The 20,842-nt window shown below is 74.6% G+C and carries 12 protein-coding genes, 1 tRNA gene and 1 pseudogene; 7 read left to right on the top strand and 7 right to left on the bottom strand.

Annotation, left to right across the window (positions count from 1 at the left end; translation table 11 throughout):
• Nucleotides 1-8: 8 nt before the first annotated feature.
• Nucleotides 9-1,715 (bottom strand): urocanate hydratase, encoded by a 1,707-nt coding sequence (gene hutU / locus IHE55_RS18350; protein WP_197990010.1) that lies wholly within the window; start codon nt 1,713-1,715, stop codon nt 9-11.
• 320 nt (nt 1,716-2,035) lie between these two features.
• On the opposite strand from hutU, the gene IHE55_RS18345 reads away from it, so the two are divergent.
• Complete coding sequence (locus IHE55_RS18345) at nt 2,036-3,460, top strand: type III PLP-dependent enzyme domain-containing protein (protein WP_197990009.1); 1,425 nt, start codon at nt 2,036-2,038, stop codon at nt 3,458-3,460.
• 193 nt (nt 3,461-3,653) lie between these two features.
• Here the strand turns inward: IHE55_RS18345 and IHE55_RS18340 are convergent, their stop codons facing one another.
• Complete coding sequence (locus IHE55_RS18340) at nt 3,654-4,514, bottom strand: MurR/RpiR family transcriptional regulator (RefSeq protein ID WP_197992096.1); 861 nt, start codon at nt 4,512-4,514, stop codon at nt 3,654-3,656.
• A 986-nt stretch (nt 4,515-5,500) separates the two neighbouring features.
• Nucleotides 5,501-6,883: an acyl-CoA synthetase gene (locus IHE55_RS18335; RefSeq protein WP_197990008.1), complete on the bottom strand. Its 1,383-nt coding sequence runs from the start codon at nt 6,881-6,883 to the stop codon at nt 5,501-5,503.
• 253 nt (nt 6,884-7,136) lie between these two features.
• On the opposite strand from IHE55_RS18335, the gene IHE55_RS18330 reads away from it, so the two are divergent.
• A complete protein-coding gene (locus IHE55_RS18330; RefSeq protein WP_197990007.1) occupies nt 7,137-7,595 on the top strand; it encodes a hypothetical protein in 459 nt (152 codons plus the stop codon).
• A gap of 919 nt (nt 7,596-8,514) precedes the next feature.
• Here the strand turns inward: IHE55_RS18330 and IHE55_RS18325 are convergent.
• Nucleotides 8,515-9,900 carry a cystathionine beta-synthase gene (locus IHE55_RS18325; RefSeq protein WP_197990006.1) on the bottom strand — a complete coding sequence of 462 codons (1,386 nt, stop codon included), beginning with the start codon at nt 9,898-9,900 and terminating at the stop codon, nt 8,515-8,517.
• Between the two features lie 190 nt (nt 9,901-10,090).
• On the opposite strand from IHE55_RS18325, the pseudogene IHE55_RS18320 reads away from it, so the two are divergent.
• From IHE55_RS18320 to IHE55_RS18310, 3 genes and pseudogenes are all read left to right on the top strand, one after another.
• Nucleotides 10,091-11,060 (top strand): annotated as a pseudogene (locus IHE55_RS18320) (SGNH/GDSL hydrolase family protein); the annotation flags it as partial.
• Between the two features lie 645 nt (nt 11,061-11,705).
• Nucleotides 11,706-12,926, top strand: a complete 1,221-nt coding sequence (locus IHE55_RS18315; RefSeq protein WP_197990004.1) for an acetyl-CoA C-acetyltransferase — start codon at nt 11,706-11,708, stop codon at nt 12,924-12,926.
• 429 nt (nt 12,927-13,355) lie between these two features.
• Nucleotides 13,356-14,330 carry a hypothetical protein gene (locus tag IHE55_RS18310; RefSeq protein WP_232265617.1) on the top strand — a complete coding sequence of 325 codons (975 nt, stop codon included), beginning with the start codon at nt 13,356-13,358 and terminating at the stop codon, nt 14,328-14,330.
• A 127-nt stretch (nt 14,331-14,457) separates the two neighbouring features.
• Here the strand turns inward: IHE55_RS18310 and IHE55_RS18305 are convergent, their stop codons facing one another.
• From IHE55_RS18305 to IHE55_RS18295, 3 genes are all read right to left on the bottom strand, one after another.
• Nucleotides 14,458-14,790: a hypothetical protein gene (locus tag IHE55_RS18305; protein WP_197990002.1), complete on the bottom strand. Its 333-nt coding sequence runs from the start codon at nt 14,788-14,790 to the stop codon at nt 14,458-14,460.
• Between the two features lie 159 nt (nt 14,791-14,949).
• Complete coding sequence (locus tag IHE55_RS18300) at nt 14,950-15,858, bottom strand: Bax inhibitor-1/YccA family protein (protein WP_197990001.1); 909 nt, start codon at nt 15,856-15,858, stop codon at nt 14,950-14,952.
• A gap of 634 nt (nt 15,859-16,492) precedes the next feature.
• Nucleotides 16,493-16,574, bottom strand: a tRNA-Leu gene (locus IHE55_RS18295).
• A 559-nt stretch (nt 16,575-17,133) separates the two neighbouring features.
• On the opposite strand from IHE55_RS18295, the gene IHE55_RS18290 reads away from it, so the two are divergent.
• Both IHE55_RS18290 and IHE55_RS18285 read left to right on the top strand, forming a co-directional pair.
• Nucleotides 17,134-17,982: an ABC transporter ATP-binding protein gene (locus IHE55_RS18290; RefSeq protein WP_372442694.1), complete on the top strand. Its 849-nt coding sequence runs from the start codon at nt 17,134-17,136 to the stop codon at nt 17,980-17,982.
• 158 nt (nt 17,983-18,140) lie between these two features.
• Entirely contained in the window at nt 18,141-20,684 is a 2,544-nt protein-coding gene (locus IHE55_RS18285) for an ABC transporter permease (protein ID WP_197989999.1), read from the top strand.
• Nucleotides 20,685-20,842 lie beyond the last annotated feature (158 nt).

The raw sequence follows: 20,842 nt of genomic DNA, 5'->3' as shown, positions 1-20,842 counted from the left end.
GTCGCTGCTCACCGGCTGCCGCCCTCCCGCCGGTCGTCCTGCCGGTCGTCCCGGCCCCGGTCGTCCTCCCGCATGGGGACGCGCACGCCGCGTTCGGCGGCGACCTCCTCGGCCCGCTCGTACCCGGCGTCCACGTGCCGGATGACGCCCATGCCGGGGTCGTTGGTGAGCACCCGGCGGATCTTCTCGCCGGCCAGCGGGGTGCCGTCGGCGACGGAGACCTGACCGGCGTGGATGGACCGGCCCATGCCGACGCCGCCGCCGTGGTGGAGGGAGACCCAGGAGGCCCCGGAGGCGACGTTGACCATGGCGTTCAGCAGCGGCCAGTCGGCGATGGCGTCGGAGCCGTCGAGCATCGCCTCGGTCTCCCGGTACGGCGAGGCGACCGAGCCGCAGTCCAGGTGGTCGCGGCCGATGGCCAGCGGGGCCTGGAGGGTGCCGTCGGCGACCATGTCGTTGAAGCGCTCGCCGGCCTTCTCCCGCTCGCCGTAGCCGAGCCAGCAGATCCGGGCGGGCAGGCCCTGGAAGTGGACCCGCTCGCCGGCCAGCTTGATCCACCGGGCCAGCGACTCGTTCTCCGGGAACAGGTCGAGGATGGCCTTGTCGGTGGCGGCGATGTCCTTGGGGTCGCCGGAGAGCGCGGCCCAGCGGAACGGGCCCTTGCCCTCGCAGAACAGCGGGCGGATGTAGGCGGGCACGAAGCCGGGGAAGTCGAAGGCCCGCTCGTAGCCGGCGAGCTTCGCCTCGCCGCGGATGGAGTTGCCGTAGTCGAAGACCTCGGCGCCGGCGTCCTGGAAGCCGACCATCGCCTCCACGTGACGGGCCATGGACTCGCGGGCGCGCCGGGTGAAGTCGGCCGGCTTCTCCGCGGCGTACCCGGCCATCTCCTCGAACGGGATGCCCACCGGCAGGTAGCTCAGCGGGTCGTGGGCGGAGGTCTGGTCGGTGACGATGTCGATCGGCGCGCCGGCCTCCAGCAGCTGCGGGACCAGCTCGGCGGCGTTGCCGAGCACGCCGATGGAGAGCGGGGCGCGCCGGTCGCGGGCGTCGGTGGCCAGCTGGAGGGCGTGCTGCAGGCTGTCGGCGCGCACGTCGAGGTAGCGGTGCTCGATCCGGCGCTCGATGGCGCGCGGGTCGCAGTCGACGCAGATCGCGACGCCGCCGTTCATGGTGACCGCGAGCGGCTGGGCACCGCCCATGCCGCCGAGTCCGGCGGTGAGGGTGATGGTCCCGGCGAGGGTGCCGCCGAACCGTTTCGCCGCTACGGCGGCGAAGGTCTCGTAGGTGCCCTGGAGGATGCCCTGGGTGCCGATGTAGATCCACGAGCCGGCGGTCATCTGCCCGTACATGGTCAGGCCGAGCTGCTCCAGGCGGCGGAACTCCTCCCAGGTGGCCCAGTCGCCCACCAGGTTGGAGTTGGCGATCAGCACCCGCGGCGCCCACTCATGGGTCTGCATCACGCCGACCGGGCGGCCGGACTGGACCAGCATCGTCTCGTCCTGCTTCAGCGTGCGCAGGGTGCGGACCATGGCGTCGAAGGAGCGCCAGTCGCGGGCCGCCTTGCCGGTGCCGCCGTAGACGACGAGCTGGTCGGGGTGTTCGGCGACCTCGGGGTCGAGGTTGTTCTGGAGCATCCGCAGCGCGGCTTCCTGCTGCCAGCCCCGGGCACTGAGTTCGGTACCTCGCGGGGCCCGCACGGGTCGCGGTCCTGACATGGGACGTGCCTCCCTCTCCTCGGCCTGGCGTGTCGCCCCGGCGCGTCGAGCGGCACACCGGCGGCCGGCGCACCTGGATCAAGATATTCACATCTTGTCCGCAGTGAATACCTCTAGTCAACAGCGTCGCGGGGGACGCGCCGGGGAGCCACCCGGTGGTTCGCTGGTGCCATGACCACCGATCCGCGCCGGCACCCCCGCACCCCCTCCGCCGCCGCCCCGGCGGATCCGTGCCCGGTTCCGGGGACGGGCCGCCGGCCGGGTCCGTGCCCGGCGGGTCCGTGGCCGGCGGGTCCGTACCGGGCTCCGGGGACGGCTCGGTGCCCGGCGCCGGGGAGGGGCCGGGCGGCGCCGCCGGGCTCGTCGCGCGCCGGGACCTCGCGGTACGCGCCGCCGTGGCCCAGGGGCTGATCGGCCCGGACCGGCCGGTCATCGGGCTGCTGGACGTGGCCGGCATCCGGGCCGCCGCCCGGGCGCTGCACGCCGCCTTCGATCGGGTCACCGCGCCGGGCACCCCGGTGCTGCACACCTTCGCGGTGAAGGCCGCGGCACTGGTGCCGGTGGTGCGGCTGTTCGCCGAGGAGGCGCTGGGCTGCGAGGTGGCCAGCCCCGGAGAGCTGGCCGTGGCCCGGGCGGCCGGGGTGGGCCCGGAGCACACGGTGCTGGACTCGCCGGCCAAGACGCCCGCCGAACTGCGGGAGGCGCTCGCCCTGGGGATCGCGGTGAACGCCGACAACCTCGGCGAGCTGGCCCGGCTGGACGCGCTGGTGGCCGCCGGCGGCACCGCGTCCCCGCTGGGGCTGCGGGTCAACCCGCAGGTCGGCGGCGGCACCATCGAGGCGCTCAGCACCGCCACCGCGACCTCGAAGTTCGGGGTGGCGCTGCGGGACGCGGGGGCCCGCGACCGGGTGGTGCGCGCCTTCCTCGACCGGCCGTGGCTGACCCGGCTGCACACCCACACCGGCTCGCAGGGTGTGCCGCTGGAGCTGATGGTCCAGGGCGTACGGGCGGCCTACGAGCTGGCCGAGGAGATCAACCGGGCGGCCGGCCGGCGCCAGGTGGACACCCTGGACATCGGTGGCGGACTCCCCGTCAACTTCGCCTCCGACGCGACCGGCCCGACCTTCGCCGACTACGCGGACGCGCTGCGGTCGGCGGTGCCCGGCCTCTTCGACGGGCGGTACGGCCTGGTCACCGAGTTCGGACGGTCACTGATCGCCAAGTACGGCACCGTGCTCGCCCGGGTGGAGTACGCCAAGGAGGCCGGCGGGCGGCCCATCGCGGTCACCCACGCCGGGGCGCAACTGGCGGTCCGTACCGTCTACGCGCCCGGCTCCTGGCCGCTGCGGGTCGCCGCCTACGGACCGGACGGGCGCCCCAAGCCGGAGTCCCCGCTGGTCGAGCAGGACGTGGCCGGACCGTGCTGCTTCGCGGGCGACCTGCTCGCGGTGGCCCGGCCGCTGCCGCCGCTGGCGCCCGGCGACCTGACCGCGCTGCTGGACACCGGCGCGTACTACTTCTCGCACCACTTCGCGTACAACAGCCTGCCCCGGCCGGGGGTGTACGGGTTCGTGACCGGTGGCGCCGGCGGGGACGGCGGGAACGGGACCCAGAGCGGCGGGGGCGGTGGGGCTGGCGGGGACGGTGGGGTCCGGTTCGCGACGGTTCGCAGCCCGCAGACCGTGGCGGAGATCGTCGCGGAGAGCGGCGGCGCCCACCCGGACGCGCTGTCCGGGCTCGGGTGAGGGGCGCTCCGGGCGTGGCGCGGGGGCGCCGGCCGACCCGGGTGAGGCGGAGCGGACCCAGGGTGAGGCGGGCGGCCGGGCCCGGCCGCGCGTCCGGCCGGCGCGGTGGAGGCGCTGCCGGGGCCGGCGCGGGGCCCCACAGGCCGGGCCGGGAAGCCGGCGCGGGACCCACCGTTCGGGCCGGGCCGGGGCGTCAGTCCAGGAACAGCCCCCGGGCTGCGGCCCGGGTGTCGAACTCCTCCAGCCGCGCCTGGGCGTCCGGCAGCGCGTCACACATCGCCTCCAGCAGCACCCGGCCCAGCAGCATCGGGGCGCAGGCGGTGTCGAAGGCCAGACCGGTGCCGACCGCGGCGGGCAGCAGCAGGTCGCTGTGGCGGGCGACCGGCGCGAACGCGCTGTCCGCCACGGTGACCACGGTCAGCCCCGCGCCCCGGGCGTACTCCAGCGCCTCGGCCACCTCGCGCGGGTGGCGGGGCAGCGCGAAACAGAGCAGCGCGGTGGCCCCGGCCCGGACGGCCGCGTCGATCCGGTCGGCGAGCATGGTGCCGCCCTCGTCGAGCAGCCGGACGTCGGGGTGGACCTTGCGCGCGAAGTAGGCGAAGCCGCGGGCCTGGGCGGAGGCGGCGCGCAGCCCGAGCACGGGCAGCGGCCGGGAGCCGGCGAGCAGCCCGCCGGCGCGGATCACCGGCCCGGTGTCGGCGAGCTGCGCGGCGAGCTGACGCAGGTTCTCGATCTCCTCCTGCACCGCCTGCTGGTACTCGTTGTGCGCGCCGCCCGACGGGGCCGGGGCGGGGGTGAGGTCCCGCAGGTGCTTGCGGAGCGCCGGGTATCCGTCGAAGCCGAGGGCCACCGCGAACCGGGTGACCGACGGCTGGCTGACCCCGGCCAGCTCGGCGAGTTCGACGCTGGACAGGAACGGGGCGTCCGCGGCCCGGCGGACCATGCAGTGCGCGATGCGCCGCTGGGTCGGGGTGAGCCGGTGCCCCTCGAACAGTCGCAGCAGCCGGGCCGGCCCGGCGTCGGGCCCAGACCCGGCGGGAACCGCGTGGCCGATCGCCCCGGCGGTGGCCGCGAGGGGCGGGCGATCCGGCGGGCGGCCCGGCGGGGGCGGTGGGTCCGTGGGCCGGTCCGGCGGGCGCCAGGGGGACAGGGGTTGACCCGTCGGGGGATGCCGGCGGATCCGCGGCCGGCCCGGCGGGGGCCGGCGATCCCGGTGCGCCGGGGGGCGGGCGTGCCGGTGGCCCGCGCGCCCGGACCGCCGCTCCGCGCGGCGCGCCGGGCGGTGCCGTTCCGGTCGCCGTGGCCTCCTGCGGTACCCGCACCCATGGCGTACGCCCTCCGCCCGATTCACACACCCAGGGACTGCATAACCATATGCGAGCCCCACCGGCCCCCGCGCGGCCCGGGCGACCGGGGCCGGGGCGGCCCGGGCGATCGGGTGGCCCGGTCGGGTGGTCCGGGCGATCGGGTGGCCTGGGCGGGCGTGCCGTTGTCACGCACGGGCCGGACCCGGTGGCCGGCCCGCGTACGGACCGGGTGACCGTGCCGGGCCGGGTGGCGGCCCGCCCGGAACGTCACCCGCCCCGGCGGGCCGGCGCCCCGACGGTGCTGCGGGCGGCGCCCGCAGGTACGGTGCCGGACCGCCGCCCGTCGCCCGTGGACCGTCGGTTGTCATCCGCCGGTCGTCGTCCGCCGGTGGTCCGGCAGAACGGCACCGGCGCGGGCCGCGCGGGCGCACCTCCCGCCCTACACGGACCGGACGCGGGCGGACGCACCCCACACCCCGACGAGCCAGGGCCCGGACGAGCCGGACGAGCCGACCCGGGCGCACGGGGGGCCGAGGCGGTCCCGAACCTCGGGCCCCGGCCCCGGCCCTGGTCCTGGCTCCGGCCCCGGCGCGACTCCCGGAACCGGCCACCGAGCCCAACCCCCGAATCCCGGAACCGGCCACCGAGCCCGGCTCCCATGCCCAGGCCCCCGGGAGCCCGGGCCGGCCCCGGGACGGCGGACGGCCCGGGCTCCCGGCCCCGGGCCGCGCGCTCAGGCCGGCGGCAGCAGCTTCTTCTGCGGCTTGCCCATCGCGTTGCGCGGCAGCGCCTCCAGGAACCGCACCTTCCGCGGGCGCTTGTGCACCGACAGCTGCCCGGCCACGAAGTCGATCAGGTCCTGTTCCCCGACCCCGTCGGCCACCACATAGGCGACGATCTCCTGGCCCAGGTCCTCGTGCGGCGCCCCGACGACCGCGGCCTCGCGCACCGCCGGGTGGTCCAGCAGCGCGTTCTCCACCTCCCCGGCACCGATCCGGTAGCCGCCCGACTTGATCATGTCGGTGGAGGCCCGGCCGACGATCCGGTGGCTGCCGTCCGGCTCGATGGCCGCGATGTCGCCGGTGCGGAACCAGCCGTCGGCGGCGTACGAGGCGGCGGTGGCGTCCGGGCGGTTGAGGTAGCCGTCGAAGAGGGTCGGGCCGGACACCTCCAGCTCCCCGATGTCGGCACCGTCCTCGGCCACCACCCGCGTCCTGATCCCGGGCAGCGGAGTGCCCACGTATCCCGGGCGCCGGTCGCCGTCGGCCCGCGCGGCGACGGTGATCAGGGTCTCCGTCATGCCGTACCGCTCCACCGGGCGGCGGCCGGTGAGCCGTTCCAGCCCGCGGAAGACGGGCGCGGGCAGCGGCGCGCTGCCGGACACCAGCAGCCGGGCACCGCTCAGCGCGCGGGCCGCGCTCTCGTCCCGTACCACCCGGCCCCACACGGTCGGCACCCCGAAGTAGAGGCTGCCGCCGGCCGCCGCGTATGCCTCCGGGGTGGGGCGCCCGGTGTGCACCAGCCGGCTGCCGGTGCGCAGCGCGCCGAGGACGCCGAGCACCAGACCGTGCACGTGGAACAGCGGCAGGCCGTGCACCAGGGTGTCCTCGGCCGTCCAGGCCCAGGCGTCGGCCAGCCCGTCGAGGTCGGCGGCGACCGCCCGGCGGGAGATCAGCGCGCCCTTGGGGGCCCCGGTGGTGCCGGAGGTGTACAGGATGAACGCCGTCGCGTCCGGCTCCGGCTCGGGCTCCGACCAGGCGGCCCGTTCCGTGAGGTCCACCGGCACCGGCTCGGCCTGCCCTCCGTCCCCGTCCTCGCCGCCCAGGAGCAGCGCGGCGCCCGAGTCCCGCAGGATGTGGTCGCGTTCGGCCGGTCCGGAGTCCGGAGGCAGCGGCACCACCGGCACTCCGGCCAGCAGTCCGCCGACCACCGCGGCGACCGTCTCCAGGGTGGGGGTGGCCCGCACCGCCGCCACCGGCGCGCCCGCGATCCGGGCGGCCACCGCGCCGGCGGCACCGAGCAGGTCCTCCCGGGAACAGGCGCGGCCGGCCACGGTCAGCGCGTCGGGTCGGTCACCGCCCGGCTCGGTGAGCGAGGACAGCAGGGGTGCGGCCATGGACAGCTCCTTCGGCGAACTCGGCGTACTCGGCAACTCTGCGGACTCTGCGAACCTACGGCGGACCTTCGGCGGCCCGCGTCCGGTCCCGGCGGCCCCGCGGCACCCGTCCGGCGGCGGTACGGCCGCCGTCGGGCGCCGGGGACGCCGGCGGGCGGTACGGGACACCCGGCGGTCACTCGGGGTGGCCCCGCCGCACTTCGGGGGGCTAGCCCTACTTACAACCGCACTCCGTGACCGTACCGTCGATCGTATGGACGCCCGTGACCCCGAACTGAGACGAGACCTCGACGTGACCCTCCAGACCCGCAAGGAGCTGGGCGAGGCGTACGAGGACGAACTGGTCGATTCCTTCCTGGAGAAGGTCGAGCAGCGCTTCAACGACACCGCCGACCGGCAGGTGCGCCGGCACCTGGCCGAACAGCAGATGGCCGCGGCCCGCGGCGGCGCCCGCCCGTCCCCCCTGGGCGGCCCGCAGTCCGCGGCGAGCGAGGGTTTCGGGGTGGGCGAGCGGTTCGGTTTCGTGGCGGTCTCGCTGGTGCTGGCCATCCCGCTGTCGGCGATCGCCGTGGTCAACGAGGGCCTGCCGGGGCTGTTGATCGCCTGGGGAGGCATCTTCGGGGTCAACGCGGTGCACGCGCTGACCGGCGCCTCCTGGCTGCGCCGCGGCAGGCGGCAGGACGGTGAACCCGGTCGCCGGTCCGAGGACTGACCGCCCGGCCGGCCCCGAGCGGACGGCCGTTTCGCCGCGTCCGCCCCGGGCCGGCCGCCGATGGCTGACGGCCCGCCGGCCGGGGTCCGCCATGGTCCGGATCCCGCCGGCCGGGGTCCGCGGTCGTGGGCCCGCCGGCCGCCGGATGACGACCCGTCGCACGTGCCCCGCCGCGGAGTCCCGCGGCCGGTGTGCCGGCGTGTTCGGCGTCATGTGCATCCGGTGTACCCGGTGTCCGCAGCGTGAGACACCCGGGGCCGGACCGGGGCCCCGGTCGGCAACCATCGTCGGCCGAGCATCTCGTGACGGCACGTCAGTCGCACACACCTCGCCGGACCGGGCGAGGGGCAGCACAGAGGAGAGAGGGCGCGGGGACCGCCGCACCCCGGTGTGAGCACCGAGGGCGGGACGACGGCGGTCCCCGCGCGGGACGCGGGCCGGGTCAGGGCCGGTCTGCCGCGTCTCGGGCGACCAAGGAGGTCCGGGAGCCGCTCCGGAGGTCCGTGTCGCCGCATCTGGGTGTCGGTGTCGTCCTGCCGACGCCCTCCAATGTGCCGCATCCGTGTTAACCGCGTGCTGCGAGCGCGTGACGCCTACGTACCGTTGACGCCGGTCCCCGCAGACGCCCCTTTTCCTGACGGTCACCTGACGCCGGGCCCGGTCCGCACGGCCTGACACCGGGCCCGTCCGGCCGTGCGGACCGGGGTGCCGGGACCGGGTGCGTGCCGTTGCGGAGGGCCGGGCGCGGCCCGTTGCCCGCGGGACGCCGTACCCGCCGGGCCGACGGGCCTTCGGCCCGGCAGCACCCGGAACCGGCGGAACCCCGGGCCGACAGCACCCGAGAGCCGACAGGCCGACGGCACCCGGAGCCGGCGGAGTCCGGGCCGGCGGTCCCGGGGCCGGGCGGCTCAGCGGCGGGTCACCGCGGGGCCTTCGCCAGGTAGGCGAGGAGGTCCTGACGGCTCACCACGCCCTGCGGCTTCCCCTCCACCAGCACGATCGCGGCGTCGGCGTCGCCGAGCGCCGCCATCAGGTCCTCGACCGGCTCGCCCGAGCCGACCTGCGGCAGCGGCGGGCTCATGTGCTTCTCCAGCGGGTCGGTGAGCGAGGCGCGCTGGGTGAACAGCGCGTCCAGCAGCTCCCGCTCCACGACCGAGCCGACGACCTCGGCGGCCATCACGTCCGGGTGTCCGGCGCCCGGCTTGACGATCGGCATCTGGGACACGCCGTACTCGCGGAGCACCTCGATCGCCTGGCCGACGGTCTCGTCGGGGTGCATGTGGACCAGCGAGGGCAGGCCGCCCTCCTTGCCCTGGAGCACGTCACCGACGCGGACCGACGGGCCCGCCTCGTCGAGGAAGCCGTAGTCGGCCATCCAGTCGTCGTTGAAGATCTTCGACAGGTAGCCGCGGCCGCTGTCCGGCAGCAGCACCACCACGGTGTCGTCCGGGCCGAGGCCCTCGGCGACCCGGAGCGCGGCGACCACGGCCATGCCGCAGGAGCCGCCCACCAGCAGGCCCTCCTCCTTGGCCAGCCGCCGGGTCATCTGGAAGGCGTCCTTGTCGGAGACCGCGACGATCTCGTCGGCCACCGTCTGGTCGTAGGCGGTGGGCCAGAAGTCCTCGCCGACGCCCTCGATCAGGTACGGGCGGCCGGAGCCGCCGGAGTACACCGAGCCCTCCGGGTCGGCGCCGATGACCTTCACCTTGCCGTCGCTGACGTCCTTCAGGTAACGGCCGGTGCCGCTGATGGTGCCGCCGGTGCCCACCCCCGCGACGAAGTGGGTGATCTTCCCCTCGGTCTGCTCCCACAGCTCCGGGCCGGTGGTCTCGTAGTGCGAGCGCGGGTTGTTCGGGTTGCTGTACTGGTCCGGCTTCCAGGCCCCGGGGGTCTCCCGCACCAGGCGGTCGGAGACGTTGTAGTACGAGTCGGGGTGCTCGGGGTCGACCGCGGTCGGGCAGACCACGACCTCGGCACCGTAGGCGCGCAGCACGTTGATCTTGTCCGTGGACACCTTGTCCGGGCAGACGAAGATGCACTTGTAGCCCTTGCGCTGGGCGACGATGGCCAGCCCCACGCCGGTGTTGCCGGAGGTCGGCTCGACGATGGTGCCGCCCGGCTTCAGTTCGCCGGAGCGCTCGGCCGCCTCGATCATCCGCACGGCGATGCGGTCCTTCACCGAGCCGCCGGGGTTGAAGTACTCGACCTTGGCGAGCACCGTCGCCCGGATTCCCTCGGTGACGTTGTTGAGCTTCACCAGCGGGGTGTTGCCGACCAGCTCGATCATCGATTCGTAGTAGTGCACGCCCTACTCCAGGTTGTGCGGGGCGCCTGCCCGGGTACGGGCGGCCCTCCGCGTTCAAGGGGCGGGCCGTGGCGGCCCGTACTGCCAGCCTAATCCGCGCCCGCCCCCCACCTGGCGCGTTGCGAGGACTGCCACACGGGGCAACAAGACAGTGACGGGGTGTGCGAGCCGGGGTGGTGCGGCCATGTCGATGTCCAGGGCGAGAGTGGCCCGGCGGATCGCCACCGCCGCGGCCTACGGCGGCGGCGGGATCGGGCTGCTCGGCGGGATGGCCGTCGGGCTGCTGCTGACCGAGGTGTCGGTGGCCAGGCGGGTGATCGGCGGTACCGAGGACGCGCCGCCGTCCGCCGACGGCCGATACGGCTTCGCCTTCGCACGGCGCGACGGCCGCACCCCGCTGCGCCTGGCCTTCCTCGGCGACTCCACGGCCGCCGGGCAGGGCGTGCACCGGCCCAGCCAGACGCCGGGCGCGCTGCTCGCCTCCGGGCTGGCGGCGGTCGCCGAGCGTCCGGTGGACCTGCGGAACGTGGCCCGCACGGGCGCCCGCTCCGAGGACCTGGAACGGCAGGTGGGACTGCTGCTGGCGGACCCGGACGCGGCGCCCGACGTCTGCGTGATCATGATCGGCGCCAACGACGTGACCCACCGGGTGCCCCCGGCGCAGTCGGTCCGGCTGCTCGCCGCGGCGGTGCGCCGGCTGCGCGCGGCCGGCTGCCGGGTGGTGGTCGGCACCTGCCCGGACCTGGGCACCATCGAACCGGTCTACCAGCCGTTGCGCTGGGTCGCCCGCCGGCTGAGCCGGCAGCTCGCCGCCGCCCAGACCATCGCGGTGGTCGAGGAGGGCGGGCGGACGGTGTCGCTGGGCGACCTCCTCGGCCCGGAGTTCGCGGCCCGTCCCCGGGAGCTGTTCGGGCCGGACTCCTACCACCCGTCGGCGGAGGGGTACGCGACCGCGGCGATGGCGGTGCTGCCGACGCTCTGCGCCTCGCTCGGGCTCTGGCCGCAGGACGAGACCCCGGAGCCCGCCCGGCGGGAGGGCTACCTGCCGGTGGCGCGCGCCGCGGCGGAGGCGGCGGCCGAGGCCGGTACGGAGGTCCGGGCGGCCCGCGGCCCCTGGGCGCTGCTGCTGCGCCGGCGGCGCCGGCGGCTGCCCGCGGCCGCGGAGGTGGTCGCCGAGGCGGCCGGCGCGACGCCCCCGCCCGGCACCCGGGACCGGGACCGCGCCGGGGTACCGGGCGGTGCCTGGGGTGCACCGGGCTCCGGGGCCCCGTCCGGCACCGGGCGGCGGCCGGACGGCTCCGGAGGCCCGGACGGCTCCGGGCCCCCGGGTGGGTCGGAGGGCCCGGGTGGGCCAGGGAGGACGGATGGCTCTGGGGGCCCGCCCGGCGCTTCCTCGTCCGAGTCGTCGCCCCGGTGACCCCGGCCCGTGGCGTACGGGCCGAAGACCCGGGCCCAGGAGGGTTGCGGAGACCCGGACCGCGGCGGTTGAGGAACCCCGGGCCGGGGTGGTTGAACGGTCCCGGGCCGGGGCGGTTGACGGGGCCGGCCGTGGGTACCCGGCCCGCCGCACCCCCGTCACACGGGCCCGGTCCACGGCGGACCGCCGGAGGCCAGGCCCCCACCGGGAGGGCGGGGCGGCACCGGCGTCACCGGTACCGCGCCGCGGCCCGGCGCCGTCCCCACGCCACCACCCCTGAGCGCTCGCTTAGAAAAGAGGCCCGCATCACAGCCGGTAGACCGTGACCGCCGGGATACGTCCGGGTAACTTCCCCTTCAGTCCAGCCTTCTTCCCGTATGGAGCCGTGATGCCCGAAGCCGTGATCGTCTCTGCCGCCCGCTCCCCCATCGGTCGCGCCTTCAAGGGCTCGCTCAAGGACCTGCGGCCGGACGACCTGACCGCGGAGATCATCCAGGCGGCCCTGGCCAAGGTGCCCGAGCTGGACCCGCGCGAGATCGACGACCTGATGCTGGGCTGCGGCCTGCCCGGTGGCGAGCAGGGCCACAACCTGGGCCGGATCGTCGCCGTGCAGATGGGCATGGACCACCTGCCGGGCTGCACCATCACCCGCTACTGCTCCTCCTCGCTGCAGACCTCCCGGATGGCGATGCACGCCATCAAGGCCGGTGAGGGCGACGTCTTCATCTCGGCCGGCGTGGAGATGGTCTCGCGCGGGGTGAAGGGCACCTCGGACGGGCTGCCGGACACCCACAACCCGCTGTTCGCCGAGGCCGAGGCGCGCACCGCCGAGCGGGCCGGGCAGGAGGGCACGGACTGGCACGACCCGCGCGAGGACGGCCTGATCCCGGACGCGTACATCGCGATGGGCCAGACCGCAGAGAACCTGGCCCGGCTCAAGGGCATCACCCGCCGGGAGATGGACGAGTTCGGCGTGCGGTCCCAGAACCTCGCCGAGGAGGCCATCAAGAAGGGCTTCTGGGAGCGCGAGATCACCCCGGTCACCACGCCGGACGGCACGGTGGTCAGCAAGGACGACGGTCCGCGCGCCGGCACCACGCTGGAGGGCGTCCAGGGCCTGAAGCCCGCCTTCCGCCCGGACGGGCTGGTGACGGCCGGCAACTGCTGCCCGCTCAACGACGGTGCCGCCGCCCTGGTGATCATGTCCGACACCAAGGCGCGCGAGCTCGGGGTGACGCCGCTGGCCCGGATCGTCTCCACCGGCGTCTCCGCCCTCTCCCCCGAGATCATGGGCTACGGGCCGGTCGAGGCGTCCCGGCAGGCGCTGGCGCGGGCCGGGCTGACCATCGACGACATCGACCTGGTCGAGATCAACGAGGCGTTCGCCGCGCAGGTCATCCCCTCGTACCGGGACCTGGGCGTGGACCTCGACAAGCTCAACGTCAACGGCGGCGCGATCGCGGTGGGCCACCCGTTCGGCATGACCGGCGCCCGGATCACCGGCACCCTGATCAACTCGCTCCAGTTCCACGACAAGCAGTTCGGCCTGGAGACGATGTGCGTGGGCGGCGGCCAGGGCATGGCGATGGTCATCGAGCGGCTGAGCTGAGCCGAAGTGGAGGGTGGGGGCGGCCCACAGCACCGCCCACACCCCACCGCGCCCGGCCGCACCCGCCCGCAACGGAAGCGAAACTCACCGCGACCGATCAACACGCGCGGCTGAGCTGAGCCGAAGTGGAGGGTGGGGCCCGGCGGGTGGGCGGGCCTCCCGGTGGGCCGGTGGCCGAGGCCGGGCCGCCGGGCCGCTGGGCCGCCGGTTCCGGCAAAGCACCCAGTTGTGACCGAATCTCCCCCAGGATGTGACCTACGTCCTGGGGGTTCGGTGTCTGTGCAGGTCAGCGGGGGCGTCCCAGGCGCTCAGGGACGAAATGCCCGCCCCTTTGGTGACGTTATGCACTGACAAGACTCTGCGGGTCAGGTCAAGCTGGGGTAGGAATTCGGGGGATCAACCGCAACCGGGAGTACGTCAGTGAGCGTCATGACCCTTGCCCTCCTGCTGGCCGCGGCTACCGCCACGGCCATGGGCGTCGCCGCCCTGCACACCGCTCGCGGCCTCCGCCGGCAGATCTCCGGCCTCCGTACCGAGCTGGCCGCCATCGCCGACCTGCGGCAGGAGCAGGCGGCGGTACCGGCCGCGCGCACCACCCCCGCCGCCGAGATACGGGCGGCGGTGGCCGACGCGCTCGCCGAAGAGCGGGAGCGGGAGCTGGCCGAGGCCCGCGCGTTCTGGGCCGCGCAGGAGACGCGCGACGTGACCGGCGCCACCGCGGGCGGGGACGCCCACTCGCTGCTCGGCGGTCTCTCCGGTCTGGGCGAGAACCCGCTCGACGCCCTGCTGGACGACCGTGCCGACTTCCAGCTCTACGTGCCCCGGCAGGCCGACTTCGCCGGTCTGGAGCCGTCCCTGTTCGACGCCGAGGGGCCGTTGTCCGGTCCCGACGCGGCCGGCCGGGACCCGTTCGCCCCGGACCCCGGAGCGGAGTTGCACGACCCTGCCGCCGAGGCGCCCGGCGCCGCACGGTTCGGCGGTGTCACCGGTGAGACGCCGGGCGGCCACGAGGCGGAGTCCGGCGAACCGGCCGAGTCCCCGGAGCTGGCCGCGGCCCGGCGGCGCCACCCCTCGCACCCCGACTTCTCCCCGTCGCCCGTGGTCAGCGATCACGAGCGGACCACCCGCCGGCTCGCCGAACTGTCCGAGGCCGGGGTGCCGCTGGCCGATGTCCGGCCCGGCCCGCTCGGCACCCTCGACGTGTACGTCTTCGCCGACGGCACCACGATCTGCATGACGCCCGGCCACCCGGAGACCGCGGACCGGCTCGCCGCCGCCCTGCACGAGGGCCGGGCGCCCGTCCTGCTGGGCAGTTCCGGTGTCTCCGGTGCCTACGCGCTGACCTTCGGCTGTGGCGAGGAGAGCGTCTACGTGCTGGCCGACCGGGTCATCGCCTCGCTGTAGTCCGCGGCCGGCGGCGCCCCGGCGACACGGACCGCCCCGGCGCGACGGGCACCGCCCCCGCGAAGGTGCCCCGGCCCGGCGTCACCGGCGGCCGCCCCGGGGTCATGGGCCGCCCGGCCGCGACGTCTCAGCGGAGGGGCGGTTCGGCACTCCGGGCCGCCGCCGACACCAGGGCGACCGCGTCCGCCACCTCCGCCTCGGCCCCCGGCACGCGCCGCAGGGCCTCGGCCAGGTCGTGCCCGGCCACGGCCACCTGATCGCCGACCCCGAACACACCGATGTCGGGCATGGTGCGGGGTTCACCGCCGGGTTCCTCGATGTGCTGGGCGCGGCGGGCCAACTCGCGGGCGAGCGCGAGCCCTTCCGCCGCCGCGCCACGGGTCAGCGTGGACTGGGGCAGGGCGCGCAACCGGTCGGCGAAGCGGTCCACGGCGGTCAGCAACGGGGTCACATCGGTCACGGGAGGAGCCTAAGCGGTGTCCTCGGGCCGCCGGCCCCCCGCCGGGCACGTGGCCGACAGCAGGCGGGGGGCGGCGGCCGGGGGACCGTACGACGAGAGGGCCCGCGGCGTGTCCGCCGCGGGCCCTCATGTGTGTTTCGCCGGCTCACGCCGGACCGGTCACAGCTCCCTGAGGATCGCGATCAGTCGCAGCAGCTCCAGGTAGATCCACACCAGCGAGAGCGTGAGGCCGAAGGCGGCCATCCACGACTCCTCGCGCGGGGCGCCGTACCGGATGCCGTCCTCGACCTGCTTGAAGTCCATGGCGAGGAAGGCCGCACCGAGCAGGACACCGATGATGCCGAAGACCACGCCCAGGCCGCCGCTGCGGAAGCCGAGGCCGTCACCGCCGCCGATGGCCGCGAACAGCAGGTTCACCGCCATCAGCAGCACGAAGCCGATGGAGGCGGCGAGCACAAAGCGCATGAAGCGGGCGTCCACCCGGACCAGCCGGGTCTTGTACGCCACCAGCACACCGACGAAGACCGCCATGGTGCCCAGCACGGCCTGCATCGGGATGCCCGACCAGCGCTCGTTGAAGTACTGGCTGATGACGCCGAGGAAGAGGCCCTCGAACGCGGCGTACCCGATGATGAGCGCCGGGACGGCCTTGCTCTTGAACGACTGGACCAGGCCGAGCACCATCGCCACCAGCGCGGCGCCGATGCCCACGCCGATCGGCAGCTGGGCCGCCCACGCGACCGCGGCGGCGACGATCACCGTGCCGAGCGTCATCCCGGTGCGCATGACGACGTCGTCCATCGTCATGCGACCGGTCTGCAGCGGACCGGCCGGCGGTGCGCCGTACATCTGCTGCAGCTGGTCGGGGCTCAGGTTGTGCTGGTCACCGAGCGCGTACGGGTTGGTGGGCGTCTGCGGCTGGGCGTACGGATTGCCCGCCTGCGGCTGCGCGTAGGGGTTGCCCTGGACCGCGGCGGGGCCCCCGGCCTGCGGCGCAGCGCCGAAGCCCGCATTGCCCCCTTCGCGACCGTACCCACGGCGCGAGAAGACCGGGTTGCTGCTCCTCATCTCACTCCTCCATGGCCGCCCTGCGCGACCTTGACTCAAGAGTAATGGGTAAGCAAAGGAAGCACCCTAGTACTCAGGCAGGATCTTAGGAGGATCTTTGCCCCGGGACGCGGGGATATTCCTGCCCTTCCCGGCCCCGGGGCGGGGTCCGCGGGCGCCCTGGGGCGGCACGGCGAGGGTGCCGGACGCGCCGCGCCCGGCCGGCGGCACGCCGCTCCGCACCCCCACCGCCACCCCCGCGGGCGCCGCCCGATCCGGTGACCGGCGCCCGCGTCCGGTGGCCCTTGCGACCCTCGCCCCGCCCCCGGACAGGGGCGGCCCCGGGACGGCGCACGGCAGGACCGGTCCGCGCGAGGAGACAGGCCCGGCCAGAGGCCAGACCCGACAGGAGGACAGGCCCGGGAAGGGGGACCCACCAGGAGAACGGCACGGGAGGACGACCCGGCGGGCGAACGGAGCCCGGAGGACGACCCGGCAGGAGCACGGAACCCGGCGGACGACTCGACGGAAGAAGGGGACCGGGAGGAAGGCCGGCGCCCTGAGGATCCGGAGCCGGAGGAGGGGGTCCCGGGCGGGGCCGCGGGGACGGTCGGCGACCGGTCCCGTACACAGCGTGCGGCCCGGTGGCCGCGCGTGCCCGGAGCCGGACTCGAACCGGCACGGCCCGAAGGCCAGCGAGGTTTAAGCTCGCCGTGTCTGCATTCCACCATCCGGGCTTGGCTCTCAGGTCACGCGCGCACGACCCGCACCAAGGAGAGCAGAGACGAGCCTATCCGGGGAGCCCACCCCGAACAGCGGAACGAGAAACCGAGGTTGTCTTATTTTATTGGCAACTGAGGGAGCATCAGTAACCGGGCGCGGCCCCTGGCACATGCCAGGGGCCGTATGAAGCTGGTCACCGGATGCGGTCCGATAGTGACAGTGAATGACGGAATTTCGATGCCCGGCCCGGCGGCCTCCGGCGCCGCCGAGGCACCCGCACGCGGCGGAACCGTTCCGTCCGTGCCCGCGGACACCCCGGGCCGGGCGCGGGCCAGGGCGCGGGCCCGGCAGGGCGCCCCGGCGCCGCACGGCTGCGCGGCCCCTCCCCACGCCCCGGCGGCCCCTCGGTCCCCTGGCGTCCCGCCCGCCCCGACAGCCGGAACCACCGGCTCCGCCCGTGCGTCCGGGCGGCTCCTCCTACCCAAGGATGAGGATCCGGCCACCGGTATCCGTCCCTGGTCGCTCCCGGAACGGGCACACGGGCTGATCCGCGGCCCGTGCGGAGCGGGGACGATGGAGTCACCTCGAACAGATCTGACGTCCGTCCGACAGGTTTCCGATCCGACAGGAGCGCTCCCCGTGACCACCACCCCTTCCGGCGTCCAGGCGGCCCCCCGCTACACCGCGGCGGCCGCGCACGCCACGGACCTCACCAAGGTCTACGGCCAGGGCGAGACCCAGGTGGTCGCCCTGGACGCCGTCTCGGTCTCGTTCCAGCAGGGCGAGTTCACCGCGATCATGGGACCGTCGGGCTCCGGCAAGTCCACGCTGATGCACTGCATGGCCGGGCTGGACACCATCTCCAGCGGTTCCGCGCGGATCGGGGACGTGGAGCTGACCACCCTCAAGGACAAGAAGCTCACCCAGCTCCGCCGCGACAAGATCGGCTTCATCTTCCAGGCGTTCAACCTGCTGCCGACACTGACCGCGCTGGAGAACATCACCCTCCCGATGGACATCGCGGGCCGCAAGGCGGACCAGGCCTGGCTCGACCAGGTGGTGGCGACCGTGGGTCTGTCCGGGCGCCTCAAGCACCGCCCCAACCAGCTCTCCGGCGGTCAGCAGCAGCGGGTCGCGGTGGCCCGTGCGCTGGCCGGCAAGCCCGAGATCATCTTCGCCGACGAGCCCACCGGCAACCTCGACTCGCGCTCCGGCGCCGAGGTGCTCGGGTTCCTGCGGAACTCGGTGCGCGAGCTGGGCCAGACCGTCGTGATGGTCACCCACGACCCGGTCGCCGCCTCCTACGCGGACCGCGTGGTCTTCCTCGCCGACGGCCGCATCGTCGACGAGCTGCGGGAACCGACCGCCGACACCGTGCTCGACCGCATGAAGCGCTTCGACGCCAAGGGCCGGGTCAGCTGACCCGCGGCCGGCTTACCGCCGGCCTCCCGCCCACCCGGGCCCGTCCCCGACCAGGACGTGCCCCGGCACCGCCCGCCGCGCCGACCGGCCGGCCACCGGCCCCGCCGAACGCTTCGCCGCCGCCCGTACCGGCCCTCTGACCAGGACTGACCACACCCATGTTCCGTACCGCCTTGCGCAACGTCCTCGCGCACAAGGCCAGGCTGCTGATGACCGTGCTCGCCGTCTTCCTCGGCGTGGCGTTCGTCGCCGGCACCCTGGTGTTCACCAACACCATCTCCGACGCCTACCGGAAGAGCTCGGAAAAGGGCTTCAGCCACGTCGACGTCGCCATCAAGCCCGAGACCGACGACGCCGACAAGAACAAGCCCGGCGCCGCCCCCGACCTGAGCCAGCAGCTCCTGGACCGCGCCTCCGCACTGCCGGGCGTGGAGCGGGTCACCGCCTCCGTCTCCGGATTCACCGCCCTGGCCGACAAGGACGGCGACCTGCTCGGCGCCGGCTTCTCCACCATGGGGTCCAACTACTACCCGGGCAAGGACGGCAAGGACTCCCGCTACACCATGCAGGACGGCCGCGGACCCCGCGCCGCCGGTGAGGTGGCCCTGGACACCAAGAGCGCCGACAAGGGCGGCTACAAGGTCGGGGACACCATCCGGCTCTCGGTGGACGGCCCGGTGCTGGAGCAGAAGATCACCGGCGTCTTCACCACCGACGACGGCAACGTCGCGGCCGGCGGCTCGCTCGCGCTGTTCGACACCCCGACCGCGCAGAAGCTGTTCGCGAAGCCCGGCGCGTACAACGAGATCGACCTCAAGGCCGCCCCCGGCACCTCCCAGGAGGCGCTGAAGGCCGCGGTGGACAAGATCCTGCCCAAGGGCGAGGCCGAGTCCTTCACCGGCAAGAAGCTCTCCGACGACCAGGCCGAGGCCATCGAGCAGAGCAGCAGCACCCTGCAGACCATCATGCTGGTCTTCGCCGGCATCGCGCTCTTCGTGGGCATCTTCATCATCGCCAACACCTTCACCATGCTGGTCGCCCAGCGCACCAAGGAGCTGGCCCTGCTCCGCGCGGTCGGCGCCAGCCGCCGCCAGGTGACCCGCTCGGTGCTGATCGAGGCCACCCTGGTGGGTCTGGTGGCGTCCGTGGTCGGTCTGGTGGCCGGCATCGGCATCGGCGCCGGGCTGCGCTCGCTGCTCAGCTCCACCGGCGCCACCGTCCCGGACGGCCCGCTGGTCATCTCGCCGAACACCGTGATCACCGCCCTGGTGGTCGGTGTCGTGGTGACCGTGCTCGCCGCCTGGCTGCCGGGCCGCCGCGCCGCGAAGATCCCCCCGGTGGCCGCGATGAACAGCGTGCACGCCGTGGCCACCACCCGCAGCCTGGTGGTGCGCAACAGCATCGGCGCCGTACTGGCCGCCATCGGTGCCGTGATGGTGATCAGCGGCACCTCCATGGACGACGGCAAGACCATCATGGGGCTGGGCGCCGTGGTGCTGCTGATCGGCGTCTTCGTGCTGACCCCGCTGCTGTCCCGGCCGCTGATCGCCGCCGTCGGCCCGGTGCTGCGCGCCTTCGGCATCTCCGGCAAGCTGGCCCGGCAGAACGCGGTGCGCAACCCGCGCCGGACCGCCGCCACCGCCTCCGCGCTGATGATCGGACTCACCCTGATCACCGGTCTGACGGTGATCGCGGGCAGCGTGCAGAAGAGCATCGACAAGATGGCCCGGGACTCCCTGAGCGCGGACTTCTTCGTCTCGATGGGCGACGTGGACTCCAGCACGCCGCTCTCCCCCGAGGTCGGGAAGAAGCTGGCCGGCCTGGACGTGGTCACCGCCTCCAGCCCGCTGCGGATGTCCGAGACGCTCATCGGCCGGGACGACGAGACGATCATGGGCGTCGACGGCAAGGAGATTCAGCAGCTGGTCGACCTCAAGTTCTCCGCGGGCTCGTTCTCCGCGCTCCGCGGGAACACCGTCGTGGTGGACGAGGACATGGCCGAGGACAAGGGCTGGAAGGTCGGCACCACCCTCGACGTCACCTTCGAGGACCGCGCCCGGGAGACCATGGAGGTCGGCGGGATCTACGAGGGCAACGAGATGATCCGCGGGGTCATGGTGGACAACGCCACGCTCACCCCGCACGTCGACCGCGTCAACGACTTCCAGGTGATGCTGAAGACGGACGGCGGCCCGACCGAGGCCACCCAGGAGAAGCTGGAGAAGGCGCTCGGCGACAACCCGGCGATCCGGGTGCAGACCATGGACGACGTCTCCAACGACATCGCCCAGTTCTTCAACCTGATGCTGAACATGCTCTACGGCCTGCTCGGCATGGCGGTCATCGTCGCCGTCCTGGGCGTCATCAACACCCTGGCGATGTCGGTCTTCGAGCGGTCGCAGGAGATCGGCATGCTGCGGGCGATCGGCCTGGACCGGCGCGGCATCAAGCGCATGGTCCGGCTGGAGTCGCTGGTCATCTCGCTCTTCGGCGGGGTGCTCGGGGTGGGCCTGGGTCTGTTCTTCGGCTGGGCGGCCGGTGAGCTGATCGCCAGCGGCCTGTCCACCTACACCCTGGTGCTGCCCTGGGGCCGGATCGTGATCTTCCTGGTGCTGGCCGGACTGGTCGGTGTGCTGGCCGCGCTCTGGCCGGCCCGCCGCGCCGCGAAGCTCAACATGCTGGCCGCCATCAAGGCCGAGTAGGCACCACGGCCGGCCCGCACGAACGGGGCCCCGGGACGCCGACCGCGTCCCGGGGCCCCGGCGCGTTTCCCGGGGCCCCGGGCCGCGTGTTCCGGGGCCCGCCGCGCCCGCGGGTGCCGCGCGTGGGCGCGGGCACGGGCACGGGTGGGGCGCGCAGC

It is taken from the genome of Streptomyces pactum, from assembly GCF_016031615.1.
Classification (GTDB): domain Bacteria; phylum Actinomycetota; class Actinomycetes; order Streptomycetales; family Streptomycetaceae; genus Streptomyces; species Streptomyces pactus.
Note: the sequence above shows the minus strand (reverse complement) of the source record. Positions and strands in the feature narration are given on the sequence as shown.